Source organism: Tenacibaculum salmonis (genome assembly GCF_041053065.1).
Lineage (GTDB): Bacteria > Bacteroidota > Bacteroidia > Flavobacteriales > Flavobacteriaceae > Polaribacter > Polaribacter pacificus_A.
The window spans coordinates 930,001-947,106 of the sequence record NZ_JBFCVV010000001.1; the positions used below are offsets into that span (position 1 = coordinate 930,001).

The following is a 17,106-nucleotide window of genomic DNA, read 5'->3' on the forward strand; positions in this document are numbered from 1 at the left end:
TTGCGACCGTACTCCCCAGGTGGGATACTTATCACTTTCGCTTAGTCACTGAACCGAAGTCCAACAACTAGTATCCATCGTTTACGGCGTGGACTACCAGGGTATCTAATCCTGTTCGCTCCCCACGCTTTCGTCCCTCAGCGTCAGTATATACGTAGTAGACTGCCTTCGCAATCGGTATTCTAAGTAATATCTATGCATTTCACCGCTACACTACTTATTCTATCTACTTCCATATAACTCAAGTCAATCAGTATCAAAGGCAGTTCCATCGTTGAGCGATGGGATTTCACCTCTGACTTAATTGACCGCCTGCGGACCCTTTAAACCCAATGATTCCGGATAACGCTCGGACCCTCCGTATTACCGCGGCTGCTGGCACGGAGTTAGCCGGTCCTTATTCTTACAGTACCGTCAAGGCGCTACACGTAGCACGGTTTCTTCCTGTATAAAAGCAGTTTACAACCCATAGGGCAGTCATCCTGCACGCGGCATGGCTGGTTCAGAGTTGCCTCCATTGACCAATATTCCTCACTGCTGCCTCCCGTAGGAGTCTGGTCCGTGTCTCAGTACCAGTGTGGGGGATAATCCTCTCAGACCCCCTACCTATCGTCGCCATGGTAAGCCGTTACCTCACCATCTAGCTAATAGGACGCATAGTCATCTTGTACCCATAAATGTTTAATAATTTAATGATGCCATCAAATTACATTATGGAGTGTTAATCTTCATTTCTAAAGGCTATCCTCCTGTACAAGGCAGATTCTATACGCGTTACGCACCCGTTCGCCGGTCGTCAGCATAGCAAGCTACCTGTTACCCCTCGACTTGCATGTGTTAAGCCTGCCGCTAGCGTTCATCCTGAGCCAGGATCAAACTCTTCATTGTATATTTTAAATAATATTAATGAATAAGTTTCAAAAGAATTTAACTTCGTTAGAAATTGTGGTTATTCTACTCTTATTTACGCTGTCAATTTCAATATTTTCAATGAACCTAGTTTTCTTAAAAAAACCAGAGATAAGTTACACTTATCATTTTTTGTAGAAATGTTAGAATCGAACTAACTGACATATTATTGTCATTTCCAAATCTCTTTATCGTTGTGCTTTAATTATTTTCTTAAAACGGTTGCAAATATACATTCTTTTATTTGTTCTAAACAAGTTAAACTTAACTTATTTTTTACATTTTATTAATGTGTTATTTACCGATATTTTAATGAACTTTTGCTAACTTATTAAATTTGCATTTTTCCGTTAGCGGTTGCAAATCTACGTCCTTTTATTCGAACAGCAAGTACCTTTTTTGATTTATTTTCAAACTATTATTTAATTATCTATTTTTCAATAACTTAAAATCAATATTTTTTATTACTATTTGATTACTTTAATTTAAAATCGATTTTATATTGATTTACCTGTAGTTTTACACCTTTTTATTTTTTGAAAACTCTTCTAAAAACTTCTAAATAATCAATAAAATAAGGAATTATAATCGTTTTGTACGAATGCCTAGCCCCGATTGAAGCATTTGTTTGAGCTCTTTTTTATTTTTTTCTTTCGAAAAATAAAAAAAGCGAGTGCGGAAAGCGGGAAATTGCTGCTAAAAAATATTTTTTTACTTGTTTTTTCTGGCACGTCTTTTTCGTATTTTCACAAATAGTTCTTTGTAAACTTCTACATTTATATCTCCCCTACCTTTAGACACAATATTTTTATAATCTTTTTTTAATTTTGGAACTTGATATTCTAATTTATCATCAATAAATGCACGTTGTAAAATATCTTCTATTAAAAAATCTTCATTTTTTATTTCTGGTTGATATTCACTCTTTAATGACAACTTAAAAACATTTGCTGTTGTATTGTACCAAAAAGCTTTCCAAGTACTTCGTAAATCTTTAATATTATTAAACGCCGTTTTACCAGATTGACGATGAATTAACTTTAATAACAAGCGCCCCTCAGTTCTTGTTAATTTTTTTAATGGCGCTGTTAATTCTTCTTGTAAGTATTTTTGCGTTTTCTTTATATATCTTCTTTTTTTTCTTTTTGAAGTTATTTTAGATAAATGAACTGCTACGCTATCTATTTTTTTTGAAGCTAAAACAGCATAAGGATATGCTTTAAAAACTTTTTTTCGAAACCAATAATAATAATTAATATCTGATTTATTTTTAAATTTATGTTTTGGAAAAACCGCAACTTCTTTTAAAGTTATCATTAAACTATCTCCATTTTTCAATAAAAAATACTCTTCATTTAAACTCGGAAGTGTATCTTTTATTTGACCTACAGAAACATAAGTAAATAATATAATATATATGTATATGATTTTTTTCATTTTTACTATCAGAAAGAAATTCAAAGATAAAGGTATTCGTTTCTTTTTTAAAACAAAAAACTCATGAAATATTTCATGAGTTTTTCTGTATTTATTATTTAGGTAAAATTATTCAGCCATAATAACTTCTGCTATTTGCTTATAAGTTCCGTTTTCTAATTTTTCTCTAATTGCTGAAAATGCTACTATTGTATCATCAACATCTTGTTCTGTGTGTCTTGCTGTTGGAATTAATCTTAAAATAATTAATCCTTTTGGTATTACAGGATACACAACTATTGAACAAAATACAGCGTGATTTTCACGTAAATCTTGAACCATTGCCATTGCTTCAGGAATTTCACCTTTTAAAAATACTGGAGTAATACATGTTTGCGTAGTTCCTAAATCGAAACCAGCATTACGTAAACCTGACTGTAATGAATTAGTTATTTTCCATAAGTTTTCTTTTAACTCAGGCATAGTACGTAACATATCTAAACGCTTTAATGCTCCTTTTACCATTGGCATTGGTAACGATTTAGCAAACATTTGCGAACGCATATTATATTGTAAATACTGAATTACATCTTTATCTCCTGCGAAAAAAGCTCCAATACCAGCCATAGATTTTGCAAATGTTGCAAAATAAACATCGATACCTTCTTGCACACCTTGTTCAAAACCAGTTCCTTTTCCTCCTTCACCTAAAGTTCCGAAACCATGAGCATCGTCAACTAAAATTCTGAAGTTATATTTTTCTTTTAACGCTATAATTTCTTTTAAACGACCTTGCTCACCACGCATACCAAAAACTCCTTCAGAAATTAATAAAATTCCTCCACCAGTTTTTTCAGCCATTCTAACGGCTCTTTTTAAGTTTTTCTCACAACTTTCAATATCGTTGTGTCTGTACACAAAACGTTTCCCCGCATGTAAACGAACACCGTCTATAATACAAGCATGAGTATCCATATCATAAACAATAATATCATCTTTAGTTACTAAAGCATCAATAGCCGAAACCATTCCTTGATAACCAAAGTTTACTAAATAAGATGCTTCTTTTTCTACAAATTCGGCACATTCTTGTTCTAATTGCTCATGATATTTTGTATGACCAGACATCATACGTGCTCCCATTGGATATGCTAATCCGTCAGTAGCTGCTGATTCTCCATCGACTTTTAAAACCTCTGGATGATTTGCTAAACCTAAATAATCATTAATACTCCAAGTAACTACTTCTTTTCCGTTAAAAGACATTCTATTAGAAATTGGCCCTTCTAATTTAGGAAAAACAAAATACCCTTCTGCTTTATCAGCCCATTTCCCTAAAGGCCCTTTATCATCTTTAATTCTTTCAAATAAATCTTTAGTCATTGTTACTTTTGTAATTTTATTAGCTGCAAAAATAACGATTTTTAAGAGATTTTCAAAATTGTTAACTAGTTGATTATTTTTCAGAATATGATATAAATAGATTAAGACAGAAGTTATATTGTCATTTTATAATTTATCTAGCTCTATTCGATAATCATATTGTAAATCTTCATGAAGTCCTGTTAATAATTTTTCTATCAACTTTATTTGAGTTGTTAATATACTTTGTAATCGTGGGCTATTTTTTATTGAAGGTGCAAAATTTTTAAGTTTTACACAATAATATATAAGTAACTCTACTTCGGTTTCTTTTTTCTTTGAAAAGCGAATATATTTTTTAGTTATTGTTAATATTTTTCTAGCACTTTTTCTGATAAAAAAATAACTTTTAGTATTAATGTTTTCAAATAACACATCAATTTCATTTTTTATACTTAAAATGTAACGCTCTTCATCATCAGATTCAAACAATAAATAGGTAAGTAACTCCTTATTTTCTTTTTTGAATCGAGCTAATTTCAAACATAATTCTAATAATTGATTTGTATTTTGATGTTTTAATTCATCTTTTAATGCTTTAATTGTAGCTGTTTCCATAATTTAATTTAAAAACTCAATATAAGTAAAAAACCTCACAGACATAATATCTGTGAGGCTTTCAATTTATTTTTTATTGATTTACTGAATACTTGGAACGTTAACTATTTCGTTAACATCTGCATCATAATCAACTCCATCAACTTTAAAACCAAATAATTTAAAGAATTCAGTACTGTATCCTTCTAAATCACCAATTTCAGTTAAATTTTCAGTCGTTGCATTTTTCCATAACTCAGCAATTTCAGCTTGTACATCTTCACGCATTTCCCAATCGTCAATTCTGATTCTTCCTTTAGCATCTAAATCTAAATCGCCACCAAATAAACGTTGGCTATATAAACGTTGAATCTGCTCGATACACCCTTCATGAATTCCTTTTTCTTTCATTATTTTATATAATAATGAAATATATAACGGAATTACAGGAATAGCAGAACTTGCCTGTGTTACTAATGCTTTATTTACTGAAACATATGCCTTACCTCCTATTGATTTTAAATCATCAGAAATAGTAAAAGCTGTTGCTTCTAAATCATCTTTAGCCGCTCCAATTGTTCCGTTTCTGTATACTGGTTTTGTTACTTCAGGACCAATATAAGAATATGCAACTGTGGTAGCTCCTTCTGATAATAAGTTTTCAGATTGTAAAGCATCCATCCACATTTTCCAATCTTCACCACCCATAACGGTTACCGTATTGGCAACATCTTCGCCTTCGGCAGGATTTATAGAAATTTCAGATACATTTCCTGTATGAAAATCTACTGTTTTATTAGTAAAAACTTCTCCAATTGGCTTTAAAGCCGATTTAAAACGTTTTCCTGATACAGGATGCGTTCTTACTGGTGATGCTAAACTATAAATAACTAAATCGATTTGACCTAAATCTTCTTTGATTAAGTTAACAACTTGTTCTTTTATTTCGTTTGAAAAAGCATCTCCGTTGATACTTTTTGCATATAATCCTGCTTTTGTTGCTTCTTTTTCAAAAGCAGCAGTATTATAAAAACCTGGAGATCCTGGTCTACCAGCAGTAGCTGGTTTATCAAAGAAAACACCAATTGTCGCAGCATCTGAACCAAATGCGCTTGATATTCTTGATGCTAATCCAAAACCTGTTGAAGCTCCGATAACTAATACCTTTTTTGCTCCTTCAATTTTTCCTTTAGCTTGTACGTATGCTATTTGATCTTTTACATTTTGCTCACAACCCGTTGGATGAGATGTTAAACAAATAAACCCTCTAGTTCTTGGTTCTATTATCATTATTGTTTGTTTTAAAACTTTTAATTTCTGATTGGCTGTCTTTTATTCGTTGCCCAATCATCGTTAAAATTCTTTTATTAATATCAGTATTATTGTCTTTATAAAATTCAAATTCACCAACGGTAAACTGCCCTATAATTAATCCTAAAAACTGATTTTTTAAATTTATATTTTTTTTGGTGATATTATTCACCGCTTTATTAAATTTTTCTTTTTCGATATTTATAATATCTACTTTTTGATTCTTACAGAAAAAGATAAAAAATTGTAAAATAAGGTCGTGCTGTAATTTTAAAATTGGTCGTATTGTTTTATTTTGAAAATCTTCTACAGGAATTTCAGAGGATAAATTTAATACGGGACGAATACTTATTTTATTGTTATCCATTTAAAAAATTGACAACATTTTTTTCAATACGATTTAATACATTTTCAGTACTTGCTTTTACAAATTTTTCACCTGTAATTTGCTCGTATAATTCAATATATCTGTTTGAAATTTCGATTACTTTTTCGTCTGACATTTCAGGAATTGCTTGTCCGTCTTTTCCTTGAAAATCATTTTCGATTAACCACTGACGCACAAATTCTTTTGATAATTGCTTTTGGCTTTCACCTTTTTCTTGACGTTCAGCATATCCTTCTTCATAAAAATAACGAGAAGAATCTGGAGTATGAATTTCATCAATTAAAACAATTTTACCTTCTTTAGTTTTACCAAATTCATATTTAGTATCTACTAAAATTAAGCCACGAGAAGCTGCTATTTCTGTTCCTCTTTGAAATAAATCTCTTGTATATTTTTCTAAAACGACATAATCTTCTTCTGAAACTACATTTTTAGATAAAATTTCTTCACGAGTAATATCTTCATCGTGATCACCATTTTCAGCTTTTGTTGAAGGTGTAATTATTGGTGTTGGAAATTTATCATTTTCCTTCATTCCTTCAGGCATTGTAGCACCGCATAAAACTCTTTTACCAGCTTTATATTCACGCGCTGCATGACCAGACATATAACCACGAATTACCATCTCTACTTTAAAAGGTTCGCATAAATGCCCTATTGCTACGTTTTCATCAGGGTTTGCGTGCAACCAATTCGGAACAACATCAGCTGTTTCGTTCATCATTTTTGTAGCAATTTGATTTAAAATCTGCCCTTTATAAGGAATTTGACGTGGTAAAACTACATCAAAAGCAGATAATCTATCAGAAGCTATCATTACTAATAACTCATCATCTATATTATAAACCTCTCTTACTTTACCTTTATAAACTGACTTTTGCTTTGGAAATTGAAAGTTCGTTTCGTTAATTGTATTCATGCTTTCTTTGTTGTGTTGTTCAATGCAAAAATATGTTATTTATTTTTCTTTTTTATTTCTTTCTGATAAAGAATACAAAAGAGAGATAAACATAAAAATGACAATTCTAAAATTAGAATCGTCAAAGCTATATTCCTTAAAAAAGTTATGAATGCTATTTTTAACAATGCTTAAAAACTATTCTGTCTCTATACTTTTATAAGCTTTAATTATTTTCTTTATCAATCGATGACGTACTACATCTTTATCATCAAGATATACTTGTGCAATACCTCCGATATCTTTTAAAGCTAACAAAGCTTCTTTCAATCCAGAAACTTGTTTACGAGGTAAATCTATTTGCCCAGGATCTCCTGTTATGATAAATTTAGCATTCTTTCCCATTCTTGTTAGAAACATTTTCATCTGATTATGAGTCGTATTCTGAGCTTCATCTAAAATAACAAAAGCATTATCTAAAGTACGCCCACGCATAAATGCTAACGGAGCAATTTGTATAATTCCTTTTTCAATATGTGATTCTAATTTTTCATGAGGAATCATATCACGCAACGCATCATATAAAGGTTGCATATACGGATCTAGTTTTTCTTTTAAATCACCTGGAAGAAAACCTAAATTTTCGCCAGATTCCACAGCAGGACGTGTTAATATTATTTTACGCACGTCTTTATCTTTTAATGCTTTTACAGCTAATGCAACAGCAGTATAAGTTTTACCTGTTCCCGCAGGACCTACTGCAAATAGCATGTCATTTTTACTCATCAAGTCAACCATTTTACGCTGATTTGAAGTTTGTGCTTTTATTAAATTACCATTAACTCCGTGTACTAAAACACCTTCAATTTTACCCGATTTACGAATATCTTCTTCCTTTCCTGTTGCTGTTAAAACGCGCTCAATACTGTTTTCATCTAATTTATTATACTTATTAAAGTATTTAATTAGCATTTCTAACCGTTTTTCTAGCTCATCTAAAATTTCAGGATCTCCGTATAATTTTAATTTATTTCCTCTTGCTACAATTTTAACTTTAGGAAAATACTTTTTTAGCTCCGTAATAGTGCTATCTTGCGCTCCAAAAAATTCATTTGGATCGATTTCTGTTAATTCAATGGTACGTTCGTTCAAATGATATCTGTTTTAAATTATTCACTTTAAAAATAATGATTATTTTTATTGAATTACGTAATTTCGCTATAAAATTTAGTTTACTATTTTGAGTAAACTACTTAACAAATAATTAATACGCTATTATATTTAATGTCTCTAATTACTTTGACAACCGATTTTGGAACAAAAGACCACTTTGTAGGTGCAGTAAAAGGAGCTATTTATAGTGAATTACCTGATGCAAAAATTGTTGATATTACGCATCATATAACACCTTTTAATATTACCGAAACAGCTTACATTTTAAAAAACACCTATAAAAGCTTTCCTGATAAAACAATACATATTATTGGTGTAGATTCTGAATTAAGTGTTGAAAACAAACATATAGCTGTTGAATTAGATAATCATTATTTTATTTGTCCTGATAACGGCTTAATTTCAATGATTACTTCAGATATAAACCCGACAAAAATTGTTGAAATAAATATTCATAACCATATTGAAACTAGTTTTCCTGTTTTAGATGTTTTTGTATATGTAGCATCACACATTGCTCGTGGTGGTAGCTTAAATATTATTGGTAAAGAAATAAACTCTTATAAAAATAGTGTTGAAATTCAACCAAAAATAAATAAACATAAAAATGTTATTATTGGAGGAATTATTTATATTGATAATTATGGAAACGTAATTACGAATATCAATAAAAAACTTTTCAAATCTGTAGGAAAAGGACGTAATTTTATAATTACAGCCAAACGATATAACTTTACTAAAATTTACAAACGTTATAACGAAATTGTGGATTATTCTATATCGAAAGAAAAAAGAAACTATGATGGCGAAAAATTAGCTATCTTTAATTCCTCAGGTTTTTTAGAAATTGCTATTTATCGAAGTAATTTAAACACCGTTGGAGGCGCTTCTACTTTATTAGGTTTAGGATATAGAGATACTATTACCATTGAATTTGAAGCCATTCCTAGTGCTAAATTTACAGCTAAAAATTAAAACCATGTTCGTACGAATTGTAAAAATGAGTTTTCATTCAGATAAAATTGACGAATTTTTAGCTAATTTTAATGCTAAAAAAGAATATATAAGGAATGCACCTGGTTGTAGTTTGTTAGAGCTATATAGAGATAAAACAAATTCTGATATTTTTTTCACCTATAGTTATTGGGAATCCGAACAAGATTTAGAAAATTATCGAAATTCTAATTTATTTAAAGACATTTGGGCACAAACAAAAATTTTATTTAATGATAAACCTCTAGCTTGGAGTGTTGATAAAACCATAAGTTTACGATAATGAATTACCCTACAATTTTCCCAGAACTTTCTACCGAAAGATTAACATTACGCCAATTATCTTTAAAAGATAAAAGAGCTATTTTTAAATTGCGCTCTAATAAATCAATAAATAAATTGATTACTAGAGAAACCCCTAAAAATTTAAATGATGCAGAAGCTTTTATCCAAACTTGTTTAGATGGATTTGAAACAGAAAACTGTGTTTTTTGGGCAATACAATTAGCTAAAACCAATACTATTGTTGGTACAATTGATCTTCATGCTATTGATTTAGAAAACAGTTATGCAGAAATTAGCTATGAATTAAATCCTGATTATCAAAAAGAAGGTTTCATGGATGAAAGTATGAAAACTGTTTTAGAATTTAATACGGATACTTTACAATTAAAAACTATTGAAGCTTTTACTCATCAAAATAATAGTGATTCAACAGCGTTATTAGAAAAACACCAATTTATTTTACAATCAGGCAGAAAAGATGATTTATTTGAAGACAATCATATTTTTCGTCTCGACATAACACAAAAATAATGTACCCTATACTTAAAAAAGAAGTTAACTCATTTTTTTCATCCCCAATAGCTTACTTAGTTATTGGGGTGTTTTTACTCGTAAATGGTTTATTTTTATGGGTTTTTAAAGATACTTTCAATATTTTAAATGCTGGTTTTGCTGATTTAAGTTCGTTCTTTTATTTAGCGCCTTGGTTATTTTTATTTTTGATTCCTGCAATTACCATGAAAAGTTTTGCTGATGAATTTAACAGCGGAACTATTGAAATATTAAAGACAAAACCACTAACTGATTGGCAAATTGTTTTAGGGAAATTTACCGCAGTATTACTATTAGTTTGTATTGCATTAATTCCGACTTTAACATATGTTTACACCGTTTACACACTCGGAAACCCTGTTGGTAATTTAGATATTGGTAGTACAATTGGCTCATATTTAGGCTTATTATTTTTAGCATCAACTTATACTGCTATTGGTTTATTTACTTCTACATTATCTAAAAATCAAATTGTAGCTTTTATTTTAGGCATCTTTATTACTTTTATTTTATTCTACGGATTTGACGCTCTAAGTGAGTCTTTCGGAAATTCAGGATATACACTACAACAATTTGGAATGAACGAACATTTTAAAAGTATTAGTCGTGGCGTTGTAGATACTCGCGATGTTATTTATTTTATTACTGTTACTTTTTTCTTTTTATTCATCACCAAACAACAATTAAAAAATGAATAAAAAGCTACAACATATCACGCTTGCTTTCTTCGGATTATTTTTGATAAATTATCTTTCTAATTCAGTTTATAAAAGATTCGATTTAACTCAAGATAAACGCTATACAATTTCTGAAATTAGCGAATCATTATTAAATAAATTAGAGAGTCCTATTTTTATAAAAGTATATTTAGAAGGTGATTTTCCTGCTGAATTTAAACGCTTACAAACTGAAACTCGTCAGTTTTTAGAAGAATTAAAAGCAACAAATTCAAATGTTCAATTTCGATTTATAAATCCTGCTAATATTCGCGAAAGTCTAATTAAAAAAAGAATGCTTCCGAGTCAATTAACTGTTGAAGAAGATGGCAAATTATCCGAAGCTATTATTTTTCCTTGGGCAGAAATTAGCATCGGTCAAAAAACAGAACTCGTTTCTTTATTGCCAAACACCGTTGCAAAAACTCAAGAATCACAACTACAACAAGCTATTGAAAAATTAGAATACTCTTTTGCGAATGTGATACATAATATCACAACAAAAGAAAAACAAAAAATTGCTGTAATTGCTGGTAACGGCGAATTAGGAGATATTCATTTATACAGCTTATTAAGTGAAGTTGGTAAAAAATATCATTTAGCAAAATTTACTTTAGATAGCGTTGCTAAAAATCCACAAAAAACAATTAATGATTTAACTAAATACGATTTAGCTATTATCGCAAAACCTACGGAACGTTTTACCGAACAAGAAAAATTTACTCTTGATCAGTTTATTACAAACGGCGGTAAAACTTTATGGATGGTTGACACAAACTATGCAGATACCGATAGTTTATACGATACAGGAAAAATGTTAGCTTTTCCTCGTGATTTAAACCTAACCGATTTATTATTTAGTTATCAAGTTCGTATTAATAACAAATTAATTCAAGATTTATATTCGGCTAAAATTCCTTTAGCAACAGGTAATTTAGGGAATCAAGCACAATTCCAACACTTAAATTGGTTTTATCATCCGTTAGTAAATGGAAACCCAAATCATTCAATTACTAAAAACCTTGCTCCTGTTCGTTTTCGATTTACAACACAAATAGACACCTTAAAAGGAAATCTAAAAAAAACACCTTTATTGGTAACATCAGTATTAACAAAAAAAATAGGAACTCCTAATTTTGTTCAATTACAAAGTATTGCAAAGCAACCTAAAGAAAAAGAATACAATAGAGGTTCACAACTTTTAGCTGTTTTATTAGAAGGAAAATTTAATTCTGCATATAAAAACAGAACAAAACCATTTAATACAGCTCTTTTTAAATCAGAAAGTAAGGCTAATAAAATGGTAGTAATTGCTGATGGTGATGTTGGTAGAAATCAAATTTTAAAAGGAAAACCACACGATTTATCATTAGATAAATGGACAGGTGAACAATTTGGAAACAAAGCATTTTTAATAAATACAATCGATTATTTACTTGATGATACTGGTTTAATTAATTTACGAAATAAATCAATCACTATTAATTTATTAGATAAACAAAAAGCATATACTGAAAAACGCTTTTGGCAATTTATAAATATCGGTGTTCCATTAATTTTACTTGGTTTATTCGGATTTGGTTTTAATTATTTAAGAAAAAAGAAATATGCTAAATAATAATATTTAGCATATTTATTAAATGATAAAAAAAGCCTAGCCCCGATTGAAGCATTTGTTTGAGCTCTTTTTTTGATTTTTCTTCAAAAAAAAGCGAGTGCGGAAAGCGGGAAATTGCTTCTAATTATTATTATTTATCAATTTTAAATATTATTCACTAAAAAACAAAATTAGTTTTATAACAAAGCACAAAAAAACGAGTTGCCAAATGACAACTCGTTTAATCATTAAGGAATAGCAACTTTCCCCTTTTCAAACAAACAAAAACCAAAATAATTTTTAAAAACTCCCATCTCCTGGTCCACCACCTATAGGCGGTGAACCTGCTTGAGCCTTTTGAGGATTTAAAATTAAATACGTACCCAAAGCAGTTAATGCAGTGTATTTTCCGTACTTTCCTATCTTTTTTAAAGCTTCTTTACGATCTATATTTTCAGTAATATTTTTTTCTTTCATGTTATATAGTCTTTAAATTATTTAATACTTATTTTTTTACTTATTTGATTTATTCCTTCTTGCACTTTTACAACATAAATTCCTGTTGATAAACTTGGTAAAGAAACTGTTTTAGTTGTATTGGTTATTTCTTTTGAGAATACTTTTTTTCCTAAAATACTGTATAAATTAACGGTTGCATTCTCTTTTAAACCATCTATAACAAGTGTGTTATTATCTGTTTTATAAACGCTAAGTTTTGTAGATAAATCAACAATAATATCAGGATTTAAATTTGATGAAGTTTTAGCGTGTACATAAAAACGTCCTGAACCTCCAGAAACTGTTGCTTTGTATTCGCCACCGTTGCTTAATTTCGTTACTTTATTAGTTTCTTTATCTTCTAAATAAACGTTTAAATTTTGTGGTAAATTCATTGCTTTTGCTGAAAAAACAACTTCTCTAGCTTTGGTTGTTTTAATTCCTAATGGAATTACAGTTGCTGATACTTTTTCATTATTTACGCATTGTAACATAAAATTGGTATCGTCATAAGTTCCGTCTGCTAATTTGGTATAAACGCCAACTTTTGATTGTCCACCATCAAAATATCCTGCATCGTAACCAATATCTAAACCATCATTTGTATTTGATAAATATTTAATTTGAGTAGTTTTACTGGTGTTTTCATCAGAAATAGTTATAGCTACAGACGTTTGAACCGCTGTTCTAGAACTTGCTGATTGTTGATGTAATAACATAGTTGATGTAAAATCAACTACGCCACCAGTATTTTCCATTTGCACAAAAAACCCTTGTCCTGGAGCTAAACGATATGGTGAACTAGCATTATTTACAACATCGTAACTTGCTGTTATATCATTCCAAAAATACAATGCTGCATTGGTACTTTTTAAGTTTGATACATTTTCAGATAAAACACTATTTGCTCCACTATTAGCATTAAGATGTGCTGTATATGGATTACTTATCATTTCAAAAGTATTACTTACACTTCCTGTTCCTGTATATTGAATATTTGAAGTATTTACTGTTCCTGTAAAGCTTACTGTACCTGCTGTAGTTTTTTTGATAGCATATCCTTTAGCTGTAGAAAAATTACCCCACGACAAAGTATTTTGATAATATGCCCAAGGACTTGCATTCGTGTTTTCATAAATTCCTAATCCTTTATGATTTGGATTTGTAGTTCCGCTCACTAACGAACTATTCGTAACAAAAGAAGACACATCTTGTCCAACTACTGGCGAACCTATTAAATGCCATTTATCAGAAACATAACTTTTATATGTTGCCATACCTGTTACGGTATTGAAAACTTTTAAACTTCCATAACTATTTACATCTGATTCAATTGTTAAATTATCACCAGTAATAATATTTTGAGCCGTTAAATTTGCCGATGGCGAAATTGTTAAACTTGCTAAGTTTTCAATAGTAATGTCTTTTGCCTCTGATATATTTGAAATAACAGGATAATTTACAGCACCATTAAAAATAAATGCATTTAAAGTATTTGTTGGTACACCATTATTCCAGTTTCCAGCAACTTCCCAATCAGTACTAGTAGCACCTGTCCAAACAGTATTAGAAATAGTTCCTGATGTAAATTCATACGCTCCTAAATCGATAACGCCATTATAAACACGATTATTTCCTGCTAAATCTTTAGTTAAATTATTTGATAACTTACTGTTCGAACCTGTATTTAAAGCACTTATTGACGTTGCTTGTAATTTAAAATCAGCATCTAAATTAGGATTTATATTACTTGTATTTGTAGTTCCTGTTAGGTTTGAAAAATTATCTTCATCAATTGAATTAGAAATAAAACTACCAGCTATACTAACATAAGAATTATGTGGTTTATTTCCTATTGCTTTTGAGGTTGCTCCATTACTTGTATTTCCCCAAAAAATATTATTAGCAACTACACCATTTAAAACTCCAGGATTTCTTCTAGATACTATTAAACTAGCATAATCTCCTCCTCCAGTACCATTATTCAAACTATTTACAAAAGTATTATTAACAATAACAACACTTATTGTTCCTTGAGTCATTGACTCTATATAACCATTACTACCTCCAATAGCTTTTTTTGTAAGATAATCTACTGTTTTGTTGCTATCAAATAATGAGTTTGTTATTGATAAATTAATAGTATTTACTGTATTAATATAAGGAGAAACATGTAATGCTGAAGCTGATTGTGCTAAGTTGTTTTTAAAAACACATTTATCAATTGTATACACAGCATCTGTAATAGTTTCTTGATACGCATCATATTTTAACATAATCCCAGCTGCAGATGGTGCTACATTGTCTTTAACAACAGTGTTTTTCATTGTAAACTTTCTTATTTTAAAAGCTTTAAAAATTCCAGCACCATAAGTATTATCTCCAGATGCAGCTACAAAATCTCCCTGACCGTCAGAAATAGTTAAGCCATCTAACATCGTATTTTCTTTTGATACTTCAACAACATGATAACTATTTTCAGTTCTACCTGCTGCTGCAAAAGAAATACCAGTGTCATCATTGTTTAAATCTCCTGATAAAATTGTAGCATTATCAGTATGAATTTTAGTCATATCTCTTTGTGATAATTGCGTTTCAGTTCCTGCAAAACCACCATAAACTTTTAATTTATCTTTATTGATATAAAAAGAAGTATTTCTATTAGAAGCATGAGGTGTATAAGTTCCTTTTGCGATCCAAATCTCATCTCCATAAGCTCCTGCAGCATTTATTGCTTCTTGAACTGTAGCAAAAGCATCTGCCCAAGAACTACCGTCATTATTTCCGCCAGTTACATTTTTATTTACGTAAAAAGTTGTTGGTGTAAATGAAAAATTTGCAGAAATATTTTTAACTGCATTCATATTAACTACTAATGGATTTGTAGTTCCCGTAGCATCTCCACTCCAACCTGTAAATTGATGACTTGCTGATGCAGGAACAGCGGTTAATGTAACAGCTGTAGCATAAATATAAGTGTTATCTGCTGATATAGGATTGATAGTTATACTACCATCACCAATAACATTTGTTGTTAATTCTGGAAAACAAGTATCACTATAAGAAGCTGTAGCATCTTTTAACCAAGATGCAGTTGGCGTAAAACCAGCATCAGGACTGATACAAACTAAATTAGCATTTGTTGTTGTATTTAACGTTGCTAAATTAGCATTGTTAGTATTCGCAACATTAAGTGTTATTAGGTTGTTATTACTAATATTAAATGAAGTTAATGCTTTATTATTACTTATATCTATATTTCCTGTAATTTGATTTGCACTACAATCAACAGTTGTTAAAGTGATATTTCTACTTAAATCTAAACTCGTTAATTGATTGTTTGAACAATTTAAAACTGTTACCTTTCTAAAAGCTTCAATTCCTGTTAAATCAGCAATGTTTTTACCGTTTAAATTTAATACTCCTGTATAAGTTGATGCTTCTGAAACTTGTACTTCGCCATCAAAATTATTATCGATCGTATTAACTAATGCTGTTTTCAAATTCGCATCAGGAATATTTACAATAGAATTGTATAATGTTGTAACCTCTGCTTGTGTTAAAATACCATTATAAACATAAATATCATCAACAATATCTTCATAATTTCTACCGATATTAAAAGAAGAAGGTGTATTAAATCCGTAGCCATAAGGTGGTTGAGTTCCTCCAATATAAAAACTTTGTGTATTTGTTTGTTGTGCTTCATGAACACCATCTATATAAAAATCATATAAATAAGTTAATGTTCTGTAGTTAGATGCAATACTAGGAACAGTTACCTCTAAATTTACAACAATATGATGCCAATTACCATCATCAATGGCTGTTGTTGACATTTTTGAGATAGCTACTGTAGTTTTTGATTGACCAGTTGCTTGATGATACCCAGAAATATGTGCTCCTATTTTACCATCTTTTAAATAAACCATGGCAGTATGGTTGTTTACAATATGTCTAGAAGTATTATCATTAGTACTTGTTTTCATCCAAAAACTAAATGATTTTTTTCTCGATCCTCCAACAGGTGTTGTTGTTAATTGAGAATATGAAGTAGTCGGATAATTGCTAAATTGCACGGCATCATTTAAAACACCATGCCTGTCTGAGACTAAAGTAACTGTTGATTGTGCTCCTTGTACTAAATCAACTCCGTTTTTAGTATCAGTTAAAGTTCCGTTTACAAATTCGTACGAACGCTCAAGATTATTCTGAACAGGATTCGTAATTTGTGAAAAAGTAATACTGCTTATAAAAAGTAGTACTAATAATAGTTTTGTTTTCATAGTTAAATGTTTAATTTCTACGACAAAACTACTTTGATTCTTGTTTTTAAAAGTCTCATTAAAAATTGATACATACTAAAACAGCGGTTTTAACCTTCTATTTGTGTCAAAAACTTCTATTAGTC

At 30.1% G+C, this 17,106-nt stretch carries 14 protein-coding genes and 1 rRNA gene (1 of these 15 only partly in view); 5 read left to right on the plus strand and 10 right to left on the minus strand.

The genetic code is table 11. The features are described 5' to 3' along the window. The 8 genes from AB0T67_RS03900 to AB0T67_RS03935 form a co-directional block, all read right to left on the minus strand. Positions 1-888: ribosomal RNA gene (locus AB0T67_RS03900) — 16S ribosomal RNA — on the minus strand; it reaches 630 nt to the left of the window's first position. A 732-nt stretch (positions 889-1,620) separates the two neighbouring features. Then, on the minus strand, positions 1,621-2,346 hold the full coding sequence (locus AB0T67_RS03905) for a DUF4294 domain-containing protein (RefSeq protein ID WP_369219229.1): 726 nt from the start codon (positions 2,344-2,346) through the stop codon (positions 1,621-1,623). Between the two features lie 108 nt (positions 2,347-2,454). Beyond that, positions 2,455-3,708 (minus strand): aminotransferase class I/II-fold pyridoxal phosphate-dependent enzyme, encoded by a 1,254-nt coding sequence (locus AB0T67_RS03910; RefSeq protein ID WP_369219230.1) that lies wholly within the window; start codon positions 3,706-3,708, stop codon positions 2,455-2,457. A 126-nt stretch (positions 3,709-3,834) separates the two neighbouring features. After that, positions 3,835-4,305 carry a hypothetical protein gene (locus AB0T67_RS03915; protein WP_369219231.1) on the minus strand — a complete coding sequence of 157 codons (471 nt, stop codon included), beginning with the start codon at positions 4,303-4,305 and terminating at the stop codon, positions 3,835-3,837. A gap of 81 nt (positions 4,306-4,386) precedes the next feature. Then, entirely contained in the window at positions 4,387-5,574 is a 1,188-nt protein-coding gene (gene fabV, locus AB0T67_RS03920) for an enoyl-ACP reductase FabV (protein WP_369219232.1), read from the minus strand. Beyond that, positions 5,552-5,962, minus strand: a complete 411-nt coding sequence (locus AB0T67_RS03925) for a glyoxalase (protein ID WP_369219233.1) — start codon at positions 5,960-5,962, stop codon at positions 5,552-5,554. The genes fabV and AB0T67_RS03925 overlap by 23 nt, the downstream gene beginning before the upstream one ends. Further along, a complete protein-coding gene (locus AB0T67_RS03930) occupies positions 5,955-6,902 on the minus strand; it encodes a phosphoribosylaminoimidazolesuccinocarboxamide synthase (protein ID WP_369219234.1) in 948 nt (315 codons plus the stop codon). Before AB0T67_RS03930 ends, AB0T67_RS03925 begins: the two co-directional genes overlap by 8 nt. A gap of 177 nt (positions 6,903-7,079) precedes the next feature. Continuing rightward, the gene (locus tag AB0T67_RS03935) at positions 7,080-8,033 is read right to left on the minus strand and encodes a PhoH family protein (protein WP_369219235.1); all 954 of its coding nucleotides are present in this window, start codon (positions 8,031-8,033) and stop codon (positions 7,080-7,082) included. Positions 8,034-8,165: 132 nt separating this feature from the next. Between AB0T67_RS03935 and AB0T67_RS03940 the strand changes: the two genes are divergently transcribed. The 5 genes from AB0T67_RS03940 to gldG are packed head-to-tail and all read left to right on the plus strand — an operon-like array spanning position 8,166 to position 12,218. Beyond that, entirely contained in the window at positions 8,166-9,029 is an 864-nt protein-coding gene (locus AB0T67_RS03940; protein ID WP_369219236.1) for an SAM hydrolase/SAM-dependent halogenase family protein, read from the plus strand. Between the two features lie 4 nt (positions 9,030-9,033). After that, the gene (locus AB0T67_RS03945) at positions 9,034-9,330 is read left to right on the plus strand and encodes a putative quinol monooxygenase (RefSeq protein ID WP_369219237.1); all 297 of its coding nucleotides are present in this window, start codon (positions 9,034-9,036) and stop codon (positions 9,328-9,330) included. Then, positions 9,330-9,863: a GNAT family N-acetyltransferase gene (locus AB0T67_RS03950; protein WP_369219238.1), complete on the plus strand. Its 534-nt coding sequence runs from the start codon at positions 9,330-9,332 to the stop codon at positions 9,861-9,863. Before AB0T67_RS03945 ends, AB0T67_RS03950 begins: the two co-directional genes overlap by 1 nt. After that, positions 9,863-10,582: a gliding motility-associated ABC transporter permease subunit GldF gene (gene gldF / locus AB0T67_RS03955; RefSeq protein WP_271231701.1), complete on the plus strand. Its 720-nt coding sequence runs from the start codon at positions 9,863-9,865 to the stop codon at positions 10,580-10,582. Before AB0T67_RS03950 ends, gldF begins: the two co-directional genes overlap by 1 nt. Then, positions 10,575-12,218, plus strand: a complete 1,644-nt coding sequence (gldG, locus tag AB0T67_RS03960) for a gliding motility-associated ABC transporter substrate-binding protein GldG (RefSeq protein ID WP_369219239.1) — start codon at positions 10,575-10,577, stop codon at positions 12,216-12,218. Before gldF ends, gldG begins: the two co-directional genes overlap by 8 nt. Before the next feature lie 279 nt (positions 12,219-12,497). Here gldG and AB0T67_RS03965 read toward each other — a convergent pair whose 3' ends face one another. Beyond that, a complete protein-coding gene (locus tag AB0T67_RS03965; RefSeq protein ID WP_369219240.1) occupies positions 12,498-12,674 on the minus strand; it encodes a hypothetical protein in 177 nt (58 codons plus the stop codon). A gap of 17 nt (positions 12,675-12,691) precedes the next feature. Beyond that, positions 12,692-16,981: a T9SS type A sorting domain-containing protein gene (locus tag AB0T67_RS03970; RefSeq protein ID WP_369219241.1), complete on the minus strand. Its 4,290-nt coding sequence runs from the start codon at positions 16,979-16,981 to the stop codon at positions 12,692-12,694. Positions 16,982-17,106 lie beyond the last annotated feature (125 nt).

Excerpts from the sequence above, each read along its gene's own strand:
- AB0T67_RS03905 (WP_369219229.1), bottom strand. The coding sequence starts at position 2,346 with ATGAAAAAAATCATATACATATATATTATATTATTTACTTATGTTTCT.
- AB0T67_RS03910 (WP_369219230.1), bottom strand. The coding sequence starts at position 3,708 with ATGACTAAAGATTTATTTGAAAGAATTAAAGATGATAAAGGGCCTTTA.
- AB0T67_RS03915 (WP_369219231.1), bottom strand. The coding sequence starts at position 4,305 with ATGGAAACAGCTACAATTAAAGCATTAAAAGATGAATTAAAACATCAA.
- fabV (WP_369219232.1), bottom strand. The coding sequence starts at position 5,574 with ATGATAATAGAACCAAGAACTAGAGGGTTTATTTGTTTAACATCTCAT.
- AB0T67_RS03925 (WP_369219233.1), bottom strand. The coding sequence starts at position 5,962 with ATGGATAACAATAAAATAAGTATTCGTCCCGTATTAAATTTATCCTCT.
- AB0T67_RS03930 (WP_369219234.1), bottom strand. The coding sequence starts at position 6,902 with ATGAATACAATTAACGAAACGAACTTTCAATTTCCAAAGCAAAAGTCA.
- AB0T67_RS03940 (WP_369219236.1), top strand. The coding sequence starts at position 8,166 with ATGTCTCTAATTACTTTGACAACCGATTTTGGAACAAAAGACCACTTT.
- AB0T67_RS03945 (WP_369219237.1), top strand. The coding sequence starts at position 9,034 with ATGTTCGTACGAATTGTAAAAATGAGTTTTCATTCAGATAAAATTGAC.
- AB0T67_RS03950 (WP_369219238.1), top strand. The coding sequence starts at position 9,330 with ATGAATTACCCTACAATTTTCCCAGAACTTTCTACCGAAAGATTAACA.
- gldF (WP_271231701.1), top strand. The coding sequence starts at position 9,863 with ATGTACCCTATACTTAAAAAAGAAGTTAACTCATTTTTTTCATCCCCA.
- gldG (WP_369219239.1), top strand. The coding sequence starts at position 10,575 with ATGAATAAAAAGCTACAACATATCACGCTTGCTTTCTTCGGATTATTT.
- AB0T67_RS03965 (WP_369219240.1), bottom strand. The coding sequence starts at position 12,674 with ATGAAAGAAAAAAATATTACTGAAAATATAGATCGTAAAGAAGCTTTA.
- AB0T67_RS03970 (WP_369219241.1), bottom strand. The coding sequence starts at position 16,981 with ATGAAAACAAAACTATTATTAGTACTACTTTTTATAAGCAGTATTACT.